The sequence below is a fragment of the Pantoea sp. B9002 genome, from assembly GCF_013385945.1.
Taxonomy (GTDB): domain Bacteria; phylum Pseudomonadota; class Gammaproteobacteria; order Enterobacterales; family Enterobacteriaceae; genus Pantoea.
The window spans coordinates 112,039-127,650 of sequence record NZ_JACAPA010000047.1; the positions used below are offsets into that span (position 1 = coordinate 112,039).

Here is a 15,612-nt window from a genome sequence, read left to right on the forward strand (position 1 = left end):
CTGATTACGATATGCATCGGAGTATATAGCGATTAAGTAAGCGGAGATATGGCTGTTTTTAACATGGCATCACGGCATCGATCATCTTATCGATCATCGCGCTAATTACCTTCTGATCGGGATTATCCAATGCCATCAATGCCAAACCGCTTTCGAAAGTCAGAATAAATTCAGCGACTTCTTCCGGTGATAATGTGCTGGAAAGGCTGTTGTTCTGCTGCGCACGTTGCGCTTCTTCAATAATCCACGCTTTAAATGCATTTCGCTCGTTGAAGAGCTTAGTGCCCAACGATGAGGCTTCAGGACGGAATGAGAGGGCGGAAAACACCAGCAAGCAGCCTGGCGGTTTACCTTCACAGGAGAAGAGATTAAACGCGGAAAACAGGAACTGCTTGATCTTGTTGTTAAAGCTCAATGCATCAGAGGAAAGAATCACCTCTAAATCTGCCAGCCATGCTGCTTTGTAGTGTTCAAGTGCAGCAATGAACATCCCTTCTTTGTTGCCAAACGCCTGATACAAGGTGGCAGGTTTGGTACCGGTGGCTTGCGTAAGATCGTTAAGAGACGTGGCTTCATAGCCTTTGCTGGCAAAGATCGCGAACATGATGGCTGCGAGCTCTTCTTTTGGGAGAAGACGTGGTCTGCCTGATTTTTTGTTGACATTCATTGACATAACTCCCATTGGATCTGAACTTTCTGATAAATTCGTCACGTATTTTAGTGTTCACTAATAAAATGTGGTGCGTTTTGTGTTCGGTTGCGTTATATATTTTAGTGAGCACTAACAAAAGGAAGATATCATGAAAAGCGCACTCAAGGTGAGGCCACCGCAACTTATACGCTCGCGACGAGATGTAATCGACACCATGAACCATGACTTTTAGCCAGCTCAACTCTTAACGAGCCGGCCACATAAATAGCGGGAGAATTTACTATGACAACAGCCAAACAAGTCTGTGCTTCACGTGCGATTCATTTTCTCACCAGCAAAGAGCCGCTGGTATTAAGATTATCAATAATTATTATTTTCCTGGTTTTTGGTATGGCAAAGTGGTTTGAATTTGAAGTTCAGGCGCTGGAACCCATATTTACCAAAACATGGCTTGGTATATTTCCCTACTTCCTCGGCCTGCATGGCAGCAGCTATTTTCTTGGTGTGGTGGAACTCTCTACGGTGCTTCTGCTTATCGCGGGTATCAAACGTCCAGAATTAGGCATGATTGGCGCGGGATTACTCATACTGACTGGATTAGTCACACTCAGCTTGCTGCCGCAGTTGGGCAAACTCGATTCGTTTATTTTCAAAGATATTATGGTGGTGGCGATCGGTCTGACGTTACTTAAGCGTGATTTAATCCGTTGGGAAAAAAGCCTCTAACAGCTACTCTATACTGCGTGTTTACTCTCGAGCATTAGAGAAGGCGGCTTTATGAATAATGTTTACGTGATACTGGCGATATCCATCGTCGCTGAGACCATTGCCACAACCATGATGAAGGCTTCGCAAGGATTCTCACGCCTTATTCCCAGCGTGGTTGTGGTAATCGGTTATGCCATTTCGTTTATGGCTTATCGCAAGTGGTTAAACAGATGAATGTCGGCATTGCTTATTCTATCTGGGCCGGAATGGGCATATTTTTGGTCTCAGTCATGTCCTATTTTTTCTACAACCAGAAACTCGATTTTGCTGCAATGGCAGGCTTAATGTTAATAGGTTTAGGTATTGTGGTGATTCAGGTTTTCTCCAAAACCATTCTGCATTGATCGTAAAACAACAGGGAAGCACGGGCTTCCCTGTTGGCGTTAAGGAATGATGCGTGCCGCGCGCAATTCGGCAAACAAATTAAAGAACATCTCCTCCGTTGCTTGATAACCGTTAAAACCCGCGCGCCGTATTTTGCTGCCGTCACCAAACATGTCGTAATCCCAGCCAAAGACAAAATCGGCAAACTGTCCATCATTGAGTTGCAAGATATCTGGCTCGATCAGCTGATGATCTTTAGCGATGGTTTGCCACAGCGCGCGGTAATCCTGAAACAGCTGATGAAACGACAGATTCACCGCCGGCGCGCTTTCCAGTTCAAACCACTTAGCAATCGCGGGCCACAGCTCACTCCAGCGCCATAAATCGCCGTTGTTAACGTTGAAAGCTTGATTTTGCGCGCCGGGCGCATTGGCCGCCCACAGTGTGGCCTGTGCGAGTAATCCAGCATCGGTATGATCGACCATGCTGTGCCAGGCGTGCAATGAGCCGGGGAAGCGCAGCGGTAAATCCTGAGATTTACACAGTGATGCGTAGAGCGCGATGCTTAGCGCCAGGTTCATGGCATTACCGGGCACCGCGCTGCCGACCACGCCGGGGCGCAAGGCGTGCCAGTGCCAGCTTTTCCCGCGCTGATAGTCACTTAGCCAGCGCAGCTGTTCCACATTGAATTCGGCTCCGGCCACGCCGGGATCGCTTTCGCGCGCGGGCGTTTTGAACGGTCCCAGATGCGCGCCATACACTTTGTATCCCTGCATCAAACTGACGCTGCGCAGCGGCGCGCTTTTATCGATGTTAACCACCAGATTGCGCAGCATCGTCACGTTGGGCTCAACCATTTCTCGCCAGTTGGCGGCATTCAGCCAGGCGCTGTAGAAGATATGCGTGACCTGATTGAGTGGGGCGAGCGCCTGTGCGCTTTGTTGCGCATCCAGCAGATCGACGTGGATGAAAGGGATATCGTGCGTTGCGGTTGCAGGCTGGCGCGTCAGGCCGATCACCTGCCAATCATGCTGACGCAGTGTTTTTACCAGCTGACTGCCGACAATGCCGGTTGCGCCTGCCACCAGCGCGACGTGATGAGTTTGCGACATGATGATTCTCCTGTGAACAAGACAGGCACAGTGTTATCTATTATTTTTACTGCTGATATCCCACTATTCAGATGCCACTTATCAAAAAAATCATTAAATGAATAACAAACTCAACGCCATCAACACCTTCATTCGCGTGGCGGAAGCCGGATCGTTTTCGGCAGCAGCGCGGCTGAGTGGGATGAAGCAATCTGCCGTGAGCCAGCAAATCGCGGCGCTGGAGGAGGAACTCGGCATCGTGTTGCTGCACCGCACCACACGCGCGATGAAATTGACCGAGCAGGGCGAGCGTTACTTACAGCAGATGCAGCCGCTACTTGCCGCCATGCAGGACGTTGAAAGCCAGTTGCGCCCGGCACAGCAAGCGCTGCAAGGCAGCGTGCATATCCAGTTACCCAGCGGATTAGGCCAGCGCTTTCTGCCGCCTTTGCTGGCGCTGCAACGTGCGAACCCTGAACTGTATCTGACCATCGCACTCGACGATCGTGTGGCTGAACTGGTGAGTGAAGGCGTGGATATCGCGTTGCGCCTGAGTGAAACGCCGCCGGAGATGTTTCCGGCGCGCTTACTGGCGCGTATTGAAACGCCGCTGTTTGCTGCGCCTGAGCGGATACGCGCAACGCCGATTACCACGCTGGCACAGCTGGCCGCGCATCCGCATGTTCGCTTTAGCGGTATCGACAAACAGGCACCGCTGCGCCTGATATCCAACCATGAAACCGTAGCGCTAACAGTGAATACGGTATTTCGCGCCAACAGCAGCGAAGGATTGTTACAGGCGCTGCAGGCGAACATCGGCGTCGGTGGTATGCAGTTACCGCTGATGCATGAGGCATTAAAATCAGACTCGCTGGTGCGCATCTTGCCGCAATACCGTCTGCCAGACCGTTTTCTCTACGCGGTGTTTCCCGATGCGCGCTTTATCCCGCTGCGCGTCAGACGCGTGGTGGAGGTGATCGAACAGGTTGTGAATGCGTTAATCCCTGCGGCTGATTAAGCCGCTCTCCATCGTGGCGCATGGCTGCGCCATTTTCGTGCTTCTTATCTCAACAACCGCATTGTAAAGAAACATAAGTATTCGATCTTGTATCCAAGAGCGTATCCCATCTGGCCTGGCCGCCAGCACCACGATTTTCGGAAGTTTTTGGCACGCAAACTGCAACGTTCCCGATAAGTCATAAATCGGGAGTATTCGCATGTTTGATGCACTGTTGGATGAAGATGCCACCACGCTGGCGGCGTTAATTCGCAGCGGAGACGTTTCGGCGCAGGAAGTGACGCAAGCCGCGCTCGATCGCATGGAGCAGCGCGAGCCGCAGATTCAGGCGTTTTGTACCGCCACGCCACAGCTGGCGCTGCAACAGGCAGCCGCCGTTGATGCTAAACGCGCACGCGGCGCAACGCTGGGTGCGCTGGCGGGCGTGCCGCTGGCGGTAAAAGACCTGATTTGCACCGCAGGCGTGAAAACCACTTCTGGATCGCATGCCTATGCTGATTTTGTCCCGGAAGAAGATGACATCACCGTTGAGCGCCTGCTGGCGGCCGATGCGGTGCTGCTGGGGAAAACCACCGCGCCGGAGTTTGGTTATAGCGGCGTCGGGCACAATCCACTGTTTCCATCACCGCGCAATCCGTGGGATCTCAGCAAAACGCCGGGCGGATCGAGCGCCGGTTCCGGTGCGGCATTGGCGGCGCGCTTGTGTCCGATTGCGCTGGGCAGCGACGGCGGCGGTTCGGTGCGCATTCCTGCCGCGCACTGCGGCGTGTTTGGCCTGAAAGCGTCGATGGGGCGCGTACCGTTATGGCCGGGCTGTCGCGACGAGCGTTATCCCGGCGTTTCCAGTTGGGAGTCGCTGGAGCATATCGGCCCGATGACGCGTTCGGTGCGCGACAGCGCGCTGATGATGTCGGTGATGGCGGGGCCGGATATGCGCGATCGCCACTCGATTCCCTGTACCGACGTGGATTGGCTGGCCTCGCTGGATAAGCCGCTGAGCGGTCTGCGCATCGCCTTCAGCGCGGATTTCGGTTACATCGCCGTTGATCCCGAAGTGCGTGACATTGTCACGCAGGCCGCGCGTCGTTTTGCCCGTGAACTGGGCGCTGAACTGGATGAAGTCGATCCTGGCATCGCCGATGAAGGTGCCACCTTTGCCGCGCTGGTGGCCTTTGAGAGCGATCTAACCGGCATGCGCCACATGCAGACTGAACTCGGTGCACGCATGTCACCGCATCTCAGCGCCATGCTGCAACGCGACTGGCGCGCTGAAACCTTTACCGACGCCAACACCACGCGCAAAAAACTGTGCAACCAGATGTGGCGCTTTATGCAGCGTTACGATCTGCTGCTGTCGCCGACGCTAGCGGTGCCGCCGTTCCCGCTCAACATGCAGGGACCAGAGGTCATCGATGGCCGCATGGTGCGCAGCGATCACTGGCTCTCATTCTGCTTCCCGTTCAATTTTACCGGCCAACCGGCAGCGTCTGTTCCTGCGGGCTTTACCGCCAGCGGATTGCCGATTGGCATGCAAATCGTGGGTCGTCATCTGGACGATGGCCTGGTGCTGGCGGCAAGTGCCGCATTCGAGCGCATACAACCCTGGAATCACATCACACCTGTTTCAATCGGAGTTGCCCATGACTAACAAAAATTCACCGGCTTTAGAGCAGGAGTTCGAGCACGAACCGGTTCCGCTCAGCCATCGCCACTCGACGGGTTCGGTGTCGGCGGTGTGGTTTGGTTTCCCGATGATCCTCACCAATGCGCTGTTTGGCGGCATCATTACCTGGCATCTCGGCTTCTGGCCGGCGCTGATCGCCATCCTGCTGGGAAATCTGGTGCTGTTTGCCTATGTCGGTGCACTGAGCTGGTTCGCCGGTAATACCGGCATGAACTTCGCGCTGCAGGCGAAACGGACCTTCGGCACCAAAGGCTACATTTTAGTTTCGGGTTTCCTTTCGACCGTGGTGATCGGCTGGTACGCCTTCCAGACCGGATTAACCGGCACGGTGATTAATCAAACCTTTGGCTGGAATGCGCTGGCGGTAACGGCATTTGCCATGGTTTTGTATACCGCCATCACCTTCCTCGGCGTGCGCGCGTTGTCCGTGCTCGGCATGATCGCCGCGCCGCTGTTTGTGGTGTTGGGATTGGTGGCGCTGTGGCTGATCGGTAAGGATCACGATTTCAGCACCATCACGCAATTTACCGGCAGCAGCAGCGCTGTCGGCGCGATGAGCATGGGCACCGCCGTCACAATGGTGGTGGCCGGTTTTGCCGATTCAGGCACCATGACGGCAGATTTCACTCGCTGGTCAAAAGACGGTAAATCGGCGGTGATTGCCGCGTTCTCAGCATTCCCGGTAGCGAACGTTATCTCTTATCTGTTTGGCGTGGTGATTGTGGCGGTGGGCGCGGCGGTCGATCCGGCGAGCAACGGCGGCAACTTCCTGCCAATGCTGATGGGCCACGGCATGATGCTGTCGGTGATTGCCTTCCTGTTTGTGTTTATCAATCTCGGTTCGGTGTGTACGCACTGCCTGTATAACGGCGCGGTCGGCTTTAGTCATCTGTTCAGCAGCAAAATGCGCCTGTGGACGGTGATCCTTGGCGTGATTGGCGGGGCGCTGGCGCTGGCTGGCGTGTGGTCCTATTTCCTCGAATGGCTGAGTTTGCTTGGCATCGTGGTGCCGCCTTTTGGCGCGGTGATGATTGTCGATTTGATCTTCATGGCGAAAATCAGCGAGCAGCGCAAATTGCGCCGCATGCGCGGCAGCGCCTTTGCCGCCTGGGCGATTGGCAGCTTGTGTGCGGTGATTGCGCACATCGCCTTCCCGCAGTTCGGTGAAGCGGTGATTGGCCTGGTGACTGCCGCCGCCAGCTACACGCTGATTGTGAAACTGAAAGGCGAAAGCACAGTAACTGTGATGGAGGAAAAAAATGCCTGATTACGCGATTGATTCAACACCTTACTCGTGGCCATATGACGGTCGCTGCAGCCCGCAGGATACCGCGCTGATCGTCATCGATATGCAAACCGATTTCTGCGGTAAGGGCGGTTACGTCGATAGCATGGGCTACGACATTGCCTTAACGCGCGCGCCCATCAAGCCGCTGCAGCAGGTGCTGGCAACGATGCGCGAGTTGGGCTTCCCGATCATCCATACGCGCGAAGGGCATCGGCCGGATTTAAGTGATTTGCCTGCCAATAAGCGTTGGCGATCCCGGCGCATGCAGGCGGAAATCGGCGCGCCCGGTCCGTGCGGGCGCATTCTGGTGCGCGGTGAACCGGGCTGGGAGATTATCCCGGAACTGGCGCCGCTGCCGGGAGAAGTCATCATCGATAAACCGGGCAAAGGTTCATTTTACGCTACCGATCTCGAACTGATTCTACGCAGCCGCAGTATTCGCAATCTGATCATCAGCGGCATCACCACTGATGTCTGCGTCCACACCACGCTGCGCGAGGCCAACGATCGCGGCTTTGAGTGCTTGGTGTTGTCAGATTGCTGCGCGGCGACGGAGCTGAAACACCACGAAGCGGCGCTCAGCATGATCCATATGCAGGGCGGGATTTTTGGTGCGGTGGCCAGTTCTCAGACCTTGCTGACGGGATTGGCTAGCAAACAAACGGTTGAGGTGGGTTAGCTCTTCAACCACTTTTCGTAGTGCTCCGGCCACGCGATTGTGGGTGTGCCGGGCCTGCCCATGCCAAATCCGTGTCCGCCGCTGCTGTAGCGATGCATCTCAACCGGCACATGCTGGCGCTTACAGGCGTCAGCCATAATCAGCGTATTGCGCGCATCGGAAATCGGATCGTCTTCCGCCTGCACCAGAAAGAAGGGCGGCGACTGCGGATTGACAAACTCCTGCACCGACCATGCGGCGTCTTCGCTGGCGGGCGCGTGGTTGCCAACCAGAATTTTGTGGGTTGAAGTGTGGGTGTAAGGCGCTTCCAGCGTAATGATGGGATAGATCAGCGCAGCGCGATCGGCCGTGGCGGGCTGATTATCCACGGCATCGGTTGCCATATAGGATCGAAAATCTGCTCGTGTGACCGCCATACCGAGCAAATGCCCTCCAGCGGAAAATCCCAGCACGCTGACATGCTTCTCACGCTGCCGCACCAGACGCAGCGCGCGCTGTGCATCCTGCAATGAAACCATCGCGCCATCTTTCCAGCCTTCATGCGGCAAACGATAACTCAGCACATAAGCGGTATATCCGCGCGCCGTCAGCCAGGCTGCGGCGGGCCAGGCTTCTTTACCCATTTCAATGCGCGTATAGCCGCCGCCGGCGGCAATCAATACTGCGCGACCATTGGGCGCGGGCGGCGTTAATACGGTGAGTGTGGGCTGCACGATATTACGCTGCGCGCCTTTGGCTGAGATAACCAAATCGCCAGCAGGACCGCCACCGCCCGGCGGTAAATCCGGCCACAGTGGCAAGACCTGTTTTGTTACGCGCGCTGGAGCAGCCAACGTTAGCCCGCTGCGCACGGCCAGCGCGGAAAGGGTGAGGCAAGATAAAAAATGGCGGCGGTTCATGGAAGATCCTCATGAAATCGGAGGCTTATTGAAGCAGATAAATCAGCAGAGAAGATGAAGAGGGCGTTGCTTTGTATTACCAAATGCGACGGGGCGAGAGTTAAGGTTTGTAGTTACAACATACTTTTAGTTGTTACTTTAATCGTGGGTTTGGCAGCAGTGCGGTTGGTGTTCTAACAGTGAAAATATTCTTCTTTGGAATACAGCACAGAATTCCATCAAAAGCGCGTAGGCATATGCCATGTATATCCGTATACTATGCCTATATTTTGCTGGAGGGCGAAGTTCATGCGAACAGTATCAGTTTTTAAAAATGGCAATAACCGCGCTATCCGCTTGCCACGTGATCTGGATTTTGACGGTGTTAATGAACTCGAAATCATCCGTGAAGGGGATACGTTAATTCTGCGTCCGGTAAAACCAAGCTGGAGCTCTTTTATGCAAGAAGAGAAGGCAGATGCAGATTTCCTGAAAGATAGAGAAGATGTAATTGAAGACGGGCGGTTTGAACTTTGATGAAAACCTACATGCTCGATACCAATATCTGCTCGTTTATCATGCGAGAGCAGCCGGAAGCAGTGATTGAAAAGTTAACGCAATGCGTTATGCGACGCGATCGTATTGTGGTATCTGCCATCACTTATAGCGAAATGCGGTTTGGTGCGATTGGCAAAAAAGCATCGCCTAAGCATCTCTCGCTGGTGGAGGCGTTTGTGAGCCGTCTTGATGCAGTTTTGCCTTGGGATCGCGCGGCTGTAGATGCTACGACGAAAGTGAAAATGGCCTTGGCTGCGTCTGGGACTCCGATTGGTGCTAATGATGCGGCGATCGCCGGACATGCAATTGCGGCAGGCACAATTTTAGTCACCAACAATACTCGGGAGTTCGCTCGGGTAGTTGATTTGGATCTTCAGGATTGGGCTGGCTAGTCACCAAAGGAAAGGGCGACCAATGTCGCCTAATGCTCGTCAGTTAAGCATCTTTCGGTCACCATAAATGGCGACCCTACAAAGGATTGGCGTTTTTTTCGTAGGGTGCGCATTCATGCGCACCTGCAAACTAATGCTTTACTAAACGGCATTACGACAAATTTCGCCCCTAAATCAGCTTTAGCCACGCATCGGTTCAGCGCGGACCGGTTTATCACCGGCAACAAAGTAATCCGCTTCGCTGCGCGGCAGCGGCTGGCGGCCACGAATGTTGTCTGCGATTTTCTCGCCGATCATAATGGTCGTCGCGTTCAGGTTACCGGTGATGATCAGCGGCATGATTGAGGCATCCACCACGCGCAATGCTTCAACACCGTGAACGCGGCCTTCGCCATCGACCACCGACATCTCGTCGTTACCCATTTTGCAGGTACCGCACGGGTGATAAGCCGTTTCGCCGTGATTACGCACAAACTCATCCAGCTGCTCATCGGTCTGGCAATCCAGGCCTGGGCTGATCTCTTTACCGCGATATTTATCCAGCGCCGGCTGGTTGATGATCTGGCGCGTGATACGAATCGCATCGCGGAACTCCTGCCAATCCTGCTCATGTGACATGTAGTTGAACAGAATCGCCGGATGGCGACGCGGATCGCGTGATTTCAGGCGCACATGGCCGCGGCTCGGTGAGCGCATCGAACCAACGTGACACTGGAAACCGTGCGCTTCCACCGCATTCGAGCCGTTGTAGTTAATCGCCACCGGCAGGAAATGATATTGAATATTCGGCCAGGTGAACTCTTCACGACTGCGGATAAAGCCGCCGCCTTCAAAGTGGTTGCTGGCGCCGACGCCGGTGCCGTTAAACAGCCACTCTGCACCAATCTTCGGCTGGTTCCACCACTTCAAGGCCGGATAGAGCGAAACCGGCTCTTTGCACTCATATTGCAGGTACATTTCGAGGTGATCCTGCAAGTTCTCGCCCACGCCCGGCAAATCATGCACCAGCGGGATATCGAACTGTTTCAGCAATTCAGCGGAACCAACACCGGAGCGCTGCAGAATCTGCGGCGAGGCGATGGCACCGGCGCACAGCAGCACTTCACGGCGCGCATGCGCCTGGTGCGAGGTATTGCTGGAACCCAGCAGATATTGCACGCCAACCGCGCGTTTGCCTTCAAACAGAATGCGATCTGTGGTCGCATGAGTGACGATTTTCAGGTTCGGGCGCGTTTTCGCGGTATCGAGATAACCGCGGGCGGTGCTGGAGCGGCGACCTTTCGGCGTCACAAAGCGATCCATTGGACCGAAGCCTTCCTGCTGATAGCCGTTCAGGTCGTCAGTGCGCGGATAACCCGCCTGCACGCCGGCTTCAATCATCGCGGCGAACAGCGGATTGTTGCCAGGTTTACAGGTAGTGATGCTCACCGGACCTTCGCCGCCGTGATAATCATTGGCACCGATATCGCGCGTTTCGGATTTGCGATAGTAGGGCAGGCAGTTCAGGTAGCTCCAGTTTTCCAGACCGGGCTCATTGGCCCAATTATCGAGATCCATCGCGTTACCACGGATGTAGCACATGCCGTTGATCAGCGACGATCCGCCCAAACCTTTACCGCGTCCGCACTCCATGCGGCGATTGTTCATGTACGGCTCAGGTTCGGTTTCGTACGCCCAGTTGTAGCGTTTTCCCTGCAGCGGGAAAGCCAGCGCCGCAGGCATCTGCGTGCGGAAGTCGAAGCGGTAATCTGGGCCGCCCGCTTCTAAAAGCAGCACATTGACGCTGCTATCTTCGGTCAGTCTTGTTGCCAAAACGTTCCCTGCGGATCCGGCTCCGATAATGATGTAATCAAATTCCATTAGTCGTTCCTCAGGTTAAAAGCCAAAATTAAAATACGGACTGAAAACGGGTCATTTCGAGCTGCACAGATTTCACCTGCGTGTAGTTTTGCAGCGTCATCAGGCCATTTTCGCGGCCCACACCCGAATGTTTGTAACCGCCCACCGGCATCTCAGCGGCGGATTCGCCCCAGGTATTGATCCAGCAGATACCTGCTTCAATCTGGTGAATCACGCGGTGCGCGCGGTTGAGATCCTGGGTTACCACACCGGCCGCCAGGCCAAATTCGGTGGCGTTGGCGCGGCGCACCACTTCTTCTTCGCTTTCGTAAGTCAGAATCGACATCACTGGCCCAAAGATCTCTTCGCGCACAATGGTCATCTCATCACGACAGTCGGTGAATACGGTCGGTTCCACCCATGCGCCGTTATCGAAAGCTGCGCCGCTCAGACGTTTACCGCCGCACAGCAGACGCGCACCTTCGCTGATGCCGGATTCGATAAAGCGCATCACGTTGTCGCGATGTGCGAAGCTCACCAGCGGACCGAAGTTGGTATCAGGATGGTTGAGATCGCCAGCCTTAATGCGTGCCACGCGCTCAGCGATTTTCGCTTCAAACGCCGCTTGCAAGTTAGCCGGGATAAATACGCGCGTGCCGTTGGTGCAAACCTGGCCCGAGCTGTAGAAGTTCGCCATCATCGCGATGTCCGCGGCGAGGTCGAGGTCGGCGTCATCAAAGATGATCAGCGGGGATTTGCCGCCCAGTTCCATGGTGACGTCTTTCAGCGTCGAACCGGCGGCATTGGCCATCACTTTCTTACCGCTGGCAACGCCGCCGGTGAAGGAGACTTTATCAATGCCCGGATGATCGGTGAGCAGCTGGCCGGTGACCGCACCGCGACCGTTTAACACGTTGAACACGCCGTTCGGCACGCCCGCTTCGCTATAGATTTCCGCCAGTTTCAGCGCGGTCAGCGGCGTGACTTCGCTGGGTTTGAAGATCATCGCGTTACCAGCGGCCAATGCTGGCGCGGATTTCCACAGGGCGATCTGAATCGGATAGTTCCACGCGCCGATACCGGCCACCACGCCCAGCGGTTCGCGGCGGGTGTAAACAAACGAGGTATCGCGCAGCGGAATTTGCTGGCCTTCCAGAGAAGGAATCAAGCCCGCGTAGTACTCGAGCACGTCGGCACCGGTCACGATATCCACATATTGGGTTTCGCTCAGCGGTTTGCCGGTGTCGAGGGTTTCCAGCGCGGCCAGTTCATCATTGCGCTCACGCAGAATATCGACCGCACGACGCAGAATGCGCGAACGTTCCATAGCGGTCATCGCCGCCCAGATTTTCTGGCCTTTTTTCGCGGCGGCAACGGCGCGATCAACGTCCGCGCGGTCAGCTTCATGCACGTCGGCCAGCACTTCGCCGTTCGCCGGGTTGATGGTCTGGAATGTGTTGCCTGCCGCAGCGGGAACCAATGCGCCATCAATATAAAGGTGTTGCTCGGTGAATCGGGACATGATTTCTCCTTCCTCAGTGATTCTGGTCAGCTAGTTGCTGACGAATGAATTGGGTGGTGAGTTGTCTGGCGATAGCCAAATCAAACGGTTTGCCGCTAAGCGCCGCGCGCAGCCACAGGCCATCAATCAATGAAGCGAGGCCATGCGCCGCCAGACGCGCCTTTTCACGCGGGATAACGCGACGAAACTCGGCTGCCAGCGTGGAAAACAGGCGACGGCTGCTCACGCGTTCTAAGCGGCCCAACTGTGGCTGATGCATGCTGCTGGCCCAGAAATCCAGCCAGGCTTTCATCGCGGCGCTGTGCACCTGCGAATCATCAAAGTTGCCTTCCACAATCGCCAGCAGGCGCGCTTCGGTAGTGGCGTCTGCCAGCGGTTTTAACCTTGCTGCTACCGCATCACGCAGCTGACGAGTTACGTCACGCATCGTGGCTTCCAGCAGACCGTTCTTGTCTTTGAAGTAGTGGCTGATGATGCCTGTCGATACGCCAGCACGTCGCGCAATCTGCGCAATGGTGGCGTCGTTGATCCCGACTTCGTTAATGGTGCTCAGGGTCGCATCAATCAGTTGCCGACGACGTATCGGCTGCATTCCCACCTTTGGCATAACACTCCAGCTCCACCGCAATGTAAGGACACTATTAAAACTTTTTTTGATTGCACGTTCAATATAAAAAAGAAATTTGTTAGGATGCTGTGCTTGGATTGTTACAAAAACGAAGCGGTGAGTTGAAAGGAACTCAGCAGATGCGTACTAACGCGCACCCCACGAAAACCGCACTTTCCCTCGTCGGGACGCCATTAATGGCGACCTAATCAGGGTTCATTGGCACGTACTACAGGAAATTAACCAGAGGTAATCGATGATTAATCCACCTGCCAGTGAAAAAGACAGAATCAATCCTGTGGTGTTTTACACCTCAGCCGGACTGATTCTGACATTTTCACTTGTCACGATTTTTTACAGCGAACTCGCTGCCAGCTGGCTTCTGACCGCCGTCAATTGGGTCACCTCCACGTTTGGCTGGTACTACATGCTCGCTGCCACGCTGTACATCGTGTTCGTCATCTATATGGCGTGTTCGCGCTACGGCGCCATCAAGCTTGGGCCGGAGCAATCTAAACCCGAGTTCAGCTTACTGAGCTGGTCGGCGATGCTGTTTGCCGCCGGTATCGGTATTGACCTGATGTTCTTCTCGGTTGCCGAACCGGTAACGCAATACATGCAGCCGCCAGAAGGTGCAGGGCAGACCATGGAAGCCGCGCGTCAGGCGATGGTGTGGACGCTGTTCCACTACGGCGTCACCGGCTGGTCGATGTATGCATTAATGGGCATCGCGCTCGGCTACTTCAGCTATCGCTACAACCTGCCGCTCACCATCCGTTCGGCGCTCTATCCGATTTTCGGCAAACGCATTAATGGCCCGATTGGTCACACGGTGGATATCGCCGCGGTGATCGGCACCATCTTTGGTATCGCCACCACATTGGGGATAGGTGTGGTGCAGCTGAACTACGGCCTCAACGTGCTGTTCGATATTCCGGAAGGATTCACGGCGCAGGCCGCGCTGATTGTGCTGTCGGTGATCATTGCCACCATCTCAGTGACATCCGGCGTGGATAAAGGCATCCGTATTCTCTCTGAGCTGAACGTCGCGCTGGCGCTGGGCTTGATTCTGTTCGTGCTGTTTATGGGCAAAACCGATTTCCTGCTTAATGCGCTGGTGCTGAACGTCGGTGATTACGTCAATCGCTTTATGGGCATGACGCTGAATACCTTCGCCTTCGATCAGCCACGCGAGTGGATGAATAGCTGGACGCTGTTCTTCTGGGCGTGGTGGGTTGCGTGGTCGCCATTTGTCGGTCTGTTCCTCGCCCGTATTTCGCGCGGTCGTACCATTCGTGAGTTCGTGTTGGGTACGCTGATTATTCCGTTCACCTTTACGCTGCTGTGGCTGTCGGTGTTTGGTAACGCGGCGCTGTATGAAATCATTCATGGCGACGCCGGCTTTGCGCAGGAAGTGATGGCGCATGCCGAACGCGGTTTCTACAGTCTGCTGGCGCAGTATCCGGCGTTTAAATTCAGTGCTTCGGTGGCCACCATCACCGGCATGCTGTTCTACGTGACGTCGGCGGATTCCGGTTCTCTGGTGCTGGGTAACTTCACCTCGAAGCTGAAAGACATCAACAGCGATGCACCGAACTGGCTGCGTATCTTCTGGTCGATTGCGATTGGTGTGCTGACGATGGGCATGCTGATGACCAACGGGATTTCTGCCTTGCAGAACGCCACGGTGATCATGGGCTTACCGTTTAGCTTTGTGATCTTCTTTGTGATGGCCGGGCTGTATAAATCGCTGAAGGTGGAAGATCATCGCCGCGCCAGCGCCAGCCGCGACACTGCGCCGTACATTCCGGCCAGTAACGATCGTCTGAGCTGGAAGAAACGTCTGTCACGCCTGATGAACTATCCGGGCACGCGCTACACGCAGAAGATGATGGAAGAGGTGCTGTTCCCGGCGATGCAGGATGTGGCGAAAGAGCTGGAACTGCGCGGTGGACGTATATCGCTGGAGCGTGCCGAGCCAGAAGAAGGGCAGCCGCTGGGCCACTTGGATCTGCGCGTGTTGCTGGGCGAAGAGCAGGATTTCGTTTATCAAATCTGGCCGCAGCAGTATTCGGTACCGGGCTTTACCTATCGTGCACGTAGCGGTAAATCGACCTATTACCGTTTGGAAACCTTCCTGCTGGAAGGCAGCCAGGGCAACGATTTGATGGACTACAACAAGGAGCAGGTGATTATCGATATTCTCGATCAGTACGAACGTCACCTGAACTTTATCCATCTGCATCGCGAAGCGCCGGGCAGCAATATGACGTTCCCGGACGTGTGATTTGTTGCGGTCGCCATAAATGGCG

At 55.0% G+C, this 15,612-nt stretch carries 14 protein-coding genes and 1 pseudogene; 9 read left to right on the top strand and 6 right to left on the bottom strand.

The genetic code is table 11. From position 1 onward, the window contains the following. Window positions 1-58: 58 nt before the first annotated feature. Complete coding sequence (locus HX773_RS21150; protein WP_255433286.1) at window positions 59-667, bottom strand: TetR/AcrR family transcriptional regulator; 609 nt, start codon at window positions 665-667, stop codon at window positions 59-61. 267 nt (window positions 668-934) lie between these two features. On the opposite strand from HX773_RS21150, the gene HX773_RS21155 reads away from it, so the two are divergent. After that, window positions 935-1,378, top strand: a complete 444-nt coding sequence (locus tag HX773_RS21155; protein WP_176973182.1) for a DUF417 family protein — start codon at window positions 935-937, stop codon at window positions 1,376-1,378. A 51-nt stretch (window positions 1,379-1,429) separates the two neighbouring features. Continuing rightward, a pseudogene (locus HX773_RS21160) lies at window positions 1,430-1,764 on the top strand (multidrug efflux SMR transporter). A 39-nt stretch (window positions 1,765-1,803) separates the two neighbouring features. Here the strand turns inward: HX773_RS21160 and HX773_RS21165 are convergent. Continuing rightward, window positions 1,804-2,856 carry an SDR family oxidoreductase gene (locus HX773_RS21165; protein WP_176973183.1) on the bottom strand — a complete coding sequence of 351 codons (1,053 nt, stop codon included), beginning with the start codon at window positions 2,854-2,856 and terminating at the stop codon, window positions 1,804-1,806. Between the two features lie 97 nt (window positions 2,857-2,953). On the opposite strand from HX773_RS21165, the gene HX773_RS21170 reads away from it, so the two are divergent. The 4 genes from HX773_RS21170 (at window position 2,954) to HX773_RS21185 (ending at window position 7,504) form a co-directional block, all read left to right on the top strand. Next, on the top strand, window positions 2,954-3,853 hold the full coding sequence (locus HX773_RS21170) for a LysR family transcriptional regulator (protein WP_176973184.1): 900 nt from the start codon (window positions 2,954-2,956) through the stop codon (window positions 3,851-3,853). Window positions 3,854-4,052: 199 nt separating this feature from the next. Further along, the gene (locus tag HX773_RS21175; RefSeq protein WP_176973185.1) at window positions 4,053-5,501 is read left to right on the top strand and encodes an amidase; all 1,449 of its coding nucleotides are present in this window, start codon (window positions 4,053-4,055) and stop codon (window positions 5,499-5,501) included. Then, on the top strand, window positions 5,494-6,804 hold the full coding sequence (locus HX773_RS21180) for a cytosine permease (protein ID WP_176973186.1): 1,311 nt from the start codon (window positions 5,494-5,496) through the stop codon (window positions 6,802-6,804). Before HX773_RS21175 ends, HX773_RS21180 begins: the two co-directional genes overlap by 8 nt. Continuing rightward, on the top strand, window positions 6,797-7,504 hold the full coding sequence (locus HX773_RS21185; protein ID WP_176973187.1) for a cysteine hydrolase family protein: 708 nt from the start codon (window positions 6,797-6,799) through the stop codon (window positions 7,502-7,504). Before HX773_RS21180 ends, HX773_RS21185 begins: the two co-directional genes overlap by 8 nt. On the opposite strand, the gene HX773_RS21190 is transcribed toward HX773_RS21185, so the two are convergent. Beyond that, complete coding sequence (locus HX773_RS21190; protein ID WP_176973188.1) at window positions 7,501-8,403, bottom strand: alpha/beta hydrolase; 903 nt, start codon at window positions 8,401-8,403, stop codon at window positions 7,501-7,503. The two genes, HX773_RS21185 and HX773_RS21190, sit on opposite strands and share 4 nt — an antisense overlap. Window positions 8,404-8,691: 288 nt before the next feature. Between HX773_RS21190 and vapB the strand changes: the two genes are divergently transcribed. Together vapB and HX773_RS21200 are read left to right on the top strand one after the other, a co-directional pair. Then, entirely contained in the window at window positions 8,692-8,919 is a 228-nt protein-coding gene (gene vapB / locus HX773_RS21195) for a type II toxin-antitoxin system VapB family antitoxin (RefSeq protein ID WP_176973189.1), read from the top strand. Next, complete coding sequence (locus HX773_RS21200) at window positions 8,916-9,332, top strand: PIN domain-containing protein (RefSeq protein ID WP_176973190.1); 417 nt, start codon at window positions 8,916-8,918, stop codon at window positions 9,330-9,332. The genes vapB and HX773_RS21200 overlap by 4 nt, the downstream gene beginning before the upstream one ends. Before the next feature lie 180 nt (window positions 9,333-9,512). On the opposite strand, the gene betA is transcribed toward HX773_RS21200, so the two are convergent. Genes betA through betI form a run of 3 tightly spaced genes read right to left on the bottom strand, consistent with a single transcriptional unit; the run spans window position 9,513 to window position 13,300 of the window. Next, on the bottom strand, window positions 9,513-11,192 hold the full coding sequence (gene betA, locus HX773_RS21205) for a choline dehydrogenase (RefSeq protein ID WP_176973191.1): 1,680 nt from the start codon (window positions 11,190-11,192) through the stop codon (window positions 9,513-9,515). Between the two features lie 28 nt (window positions 11,193-11,220). Further along, a complete protein-coding gene (gene betB, locus HX773_RS21210) occupies window positions 11,221-12,693 on the bottom strand; it encodes a betaine-aldehyde dehydrogenase (protein ID WP_176973192.1) in 1,473 nt (490 codons plus the stop codon). Window positions 12,694-12,706: 13 nt separating this feature from the next. Next, window positions 12,707-13,300, bottom strand: a complete 594-nt coding sequence (gene betI / locus HX773_RS21215; protein WP_101761563.1) for a transcriptional regulator BetI — start codon at window positions 13,298-13,300, stop codon at window positions 12,707-12,709. A 256-nt stretch (window positions 13,301-13,556) separates the two neighbouring features. Here betI and HX773_RS21220 point away from each other — a divergent pair, with 256 nt between their 5' ends. Beyond that, window positions 13,557-15,587 carry a choline transporter gene (locus HX773_RS21220; protein WP_176973193.1) on the top strand — a complete coding sequence of 677 codons (2,031 nt, stop codon included), beginning with the start codon at window positions 13,557-13,559 and terminating at the stop codon, window positions 15,585-15,587. Window positions 15,588-15,612: the final 25 nt, after the last annotated feature.

Coding starts and splice junctions, on each gene's coding strand:
- HX773_RS21150 (WP_255433286.1), bottom strand. CDS start 667: ATGAATGTCAACAAAAAATCAGGCAGACCACGTCTTCTCCCAAAAGAA.
- HX773_RS21155 (WP_176973182.1), top strand. CDS start 935: ATGACAACAGCCAAACAAGTCTGTGCTTCACGTGCGATTCATTTTCTC.
- HX773_RS21165 (WP_176973183.1), bottom strand. CDS start 2,856: ATGTCGCAAACTCATCACGTCGCGCTGGTGGCAGGCGCAACCGGCATT.
- HX773_RS21170 (WP_176973184.1), top strand. CDS start 2,954: ATGAATAACAAACTCAACGCCATCAACACCTTCATTCGCGTGGCGGAA.
- HX773_RS21175 (WP_176973185.1), top strand. CDS start 4,053: ATGTTTGATGCACTGTTGGATGAAGATGCCACCACGCTGGCGGCGTTA.
- HX773_RS21180 (WP_176973186.1), top strand. CDS start 5,494: ATGACTAACAAAAATTCACCGGCTTTAGAGCAGGAGTTCGAGCACGAA.
- HX773_RS21185 (WP_176973187.1), top strand. CDS start 6,797: ATGCCTGATTACGCGATTGATTCAACACCTTACTCGTGGCCATATGAC.
- HX773_RS21190 (WP_176973188.1), bottom strand. CDS start 8,403: ATGAACCGCCGCCATTTTTTATCTTGCCTCACCCTTTCCGCGCTGGCC.
- vapB (WP_176973189.1), top strand. CDS start 8,692: ATGCGAACAGTATCAGTTTTTAAAAATGGCAATAACCGCGCTATCCGC.
- betA (WP_176973191.1), bottom strand. CDS start 11,192: ATGGAATTTGATTACATCATTATCGGAGCCGGATCCGCAGGGAACGTT.
- betB (WP_176973192.1), bottom strand. CDS start 12,693: ATGTCCCGATTCACCGAGCAACACCTTTATATTGATGGCGCATTGGTT.
- betI (WP_101761563.1), bottom strand. CDS start 13,300: ATGCCAAAGGTGGGAATGCAGCCGATACGTCGTCGGCAACTGATTGAT.
- HX773_RS21220 (WP_176973193.1), top strand. CDS start 13,557: ATGATTAATCCACCTGCCAGTGAAAAAGACAGAATCAATCCTGTGGTG.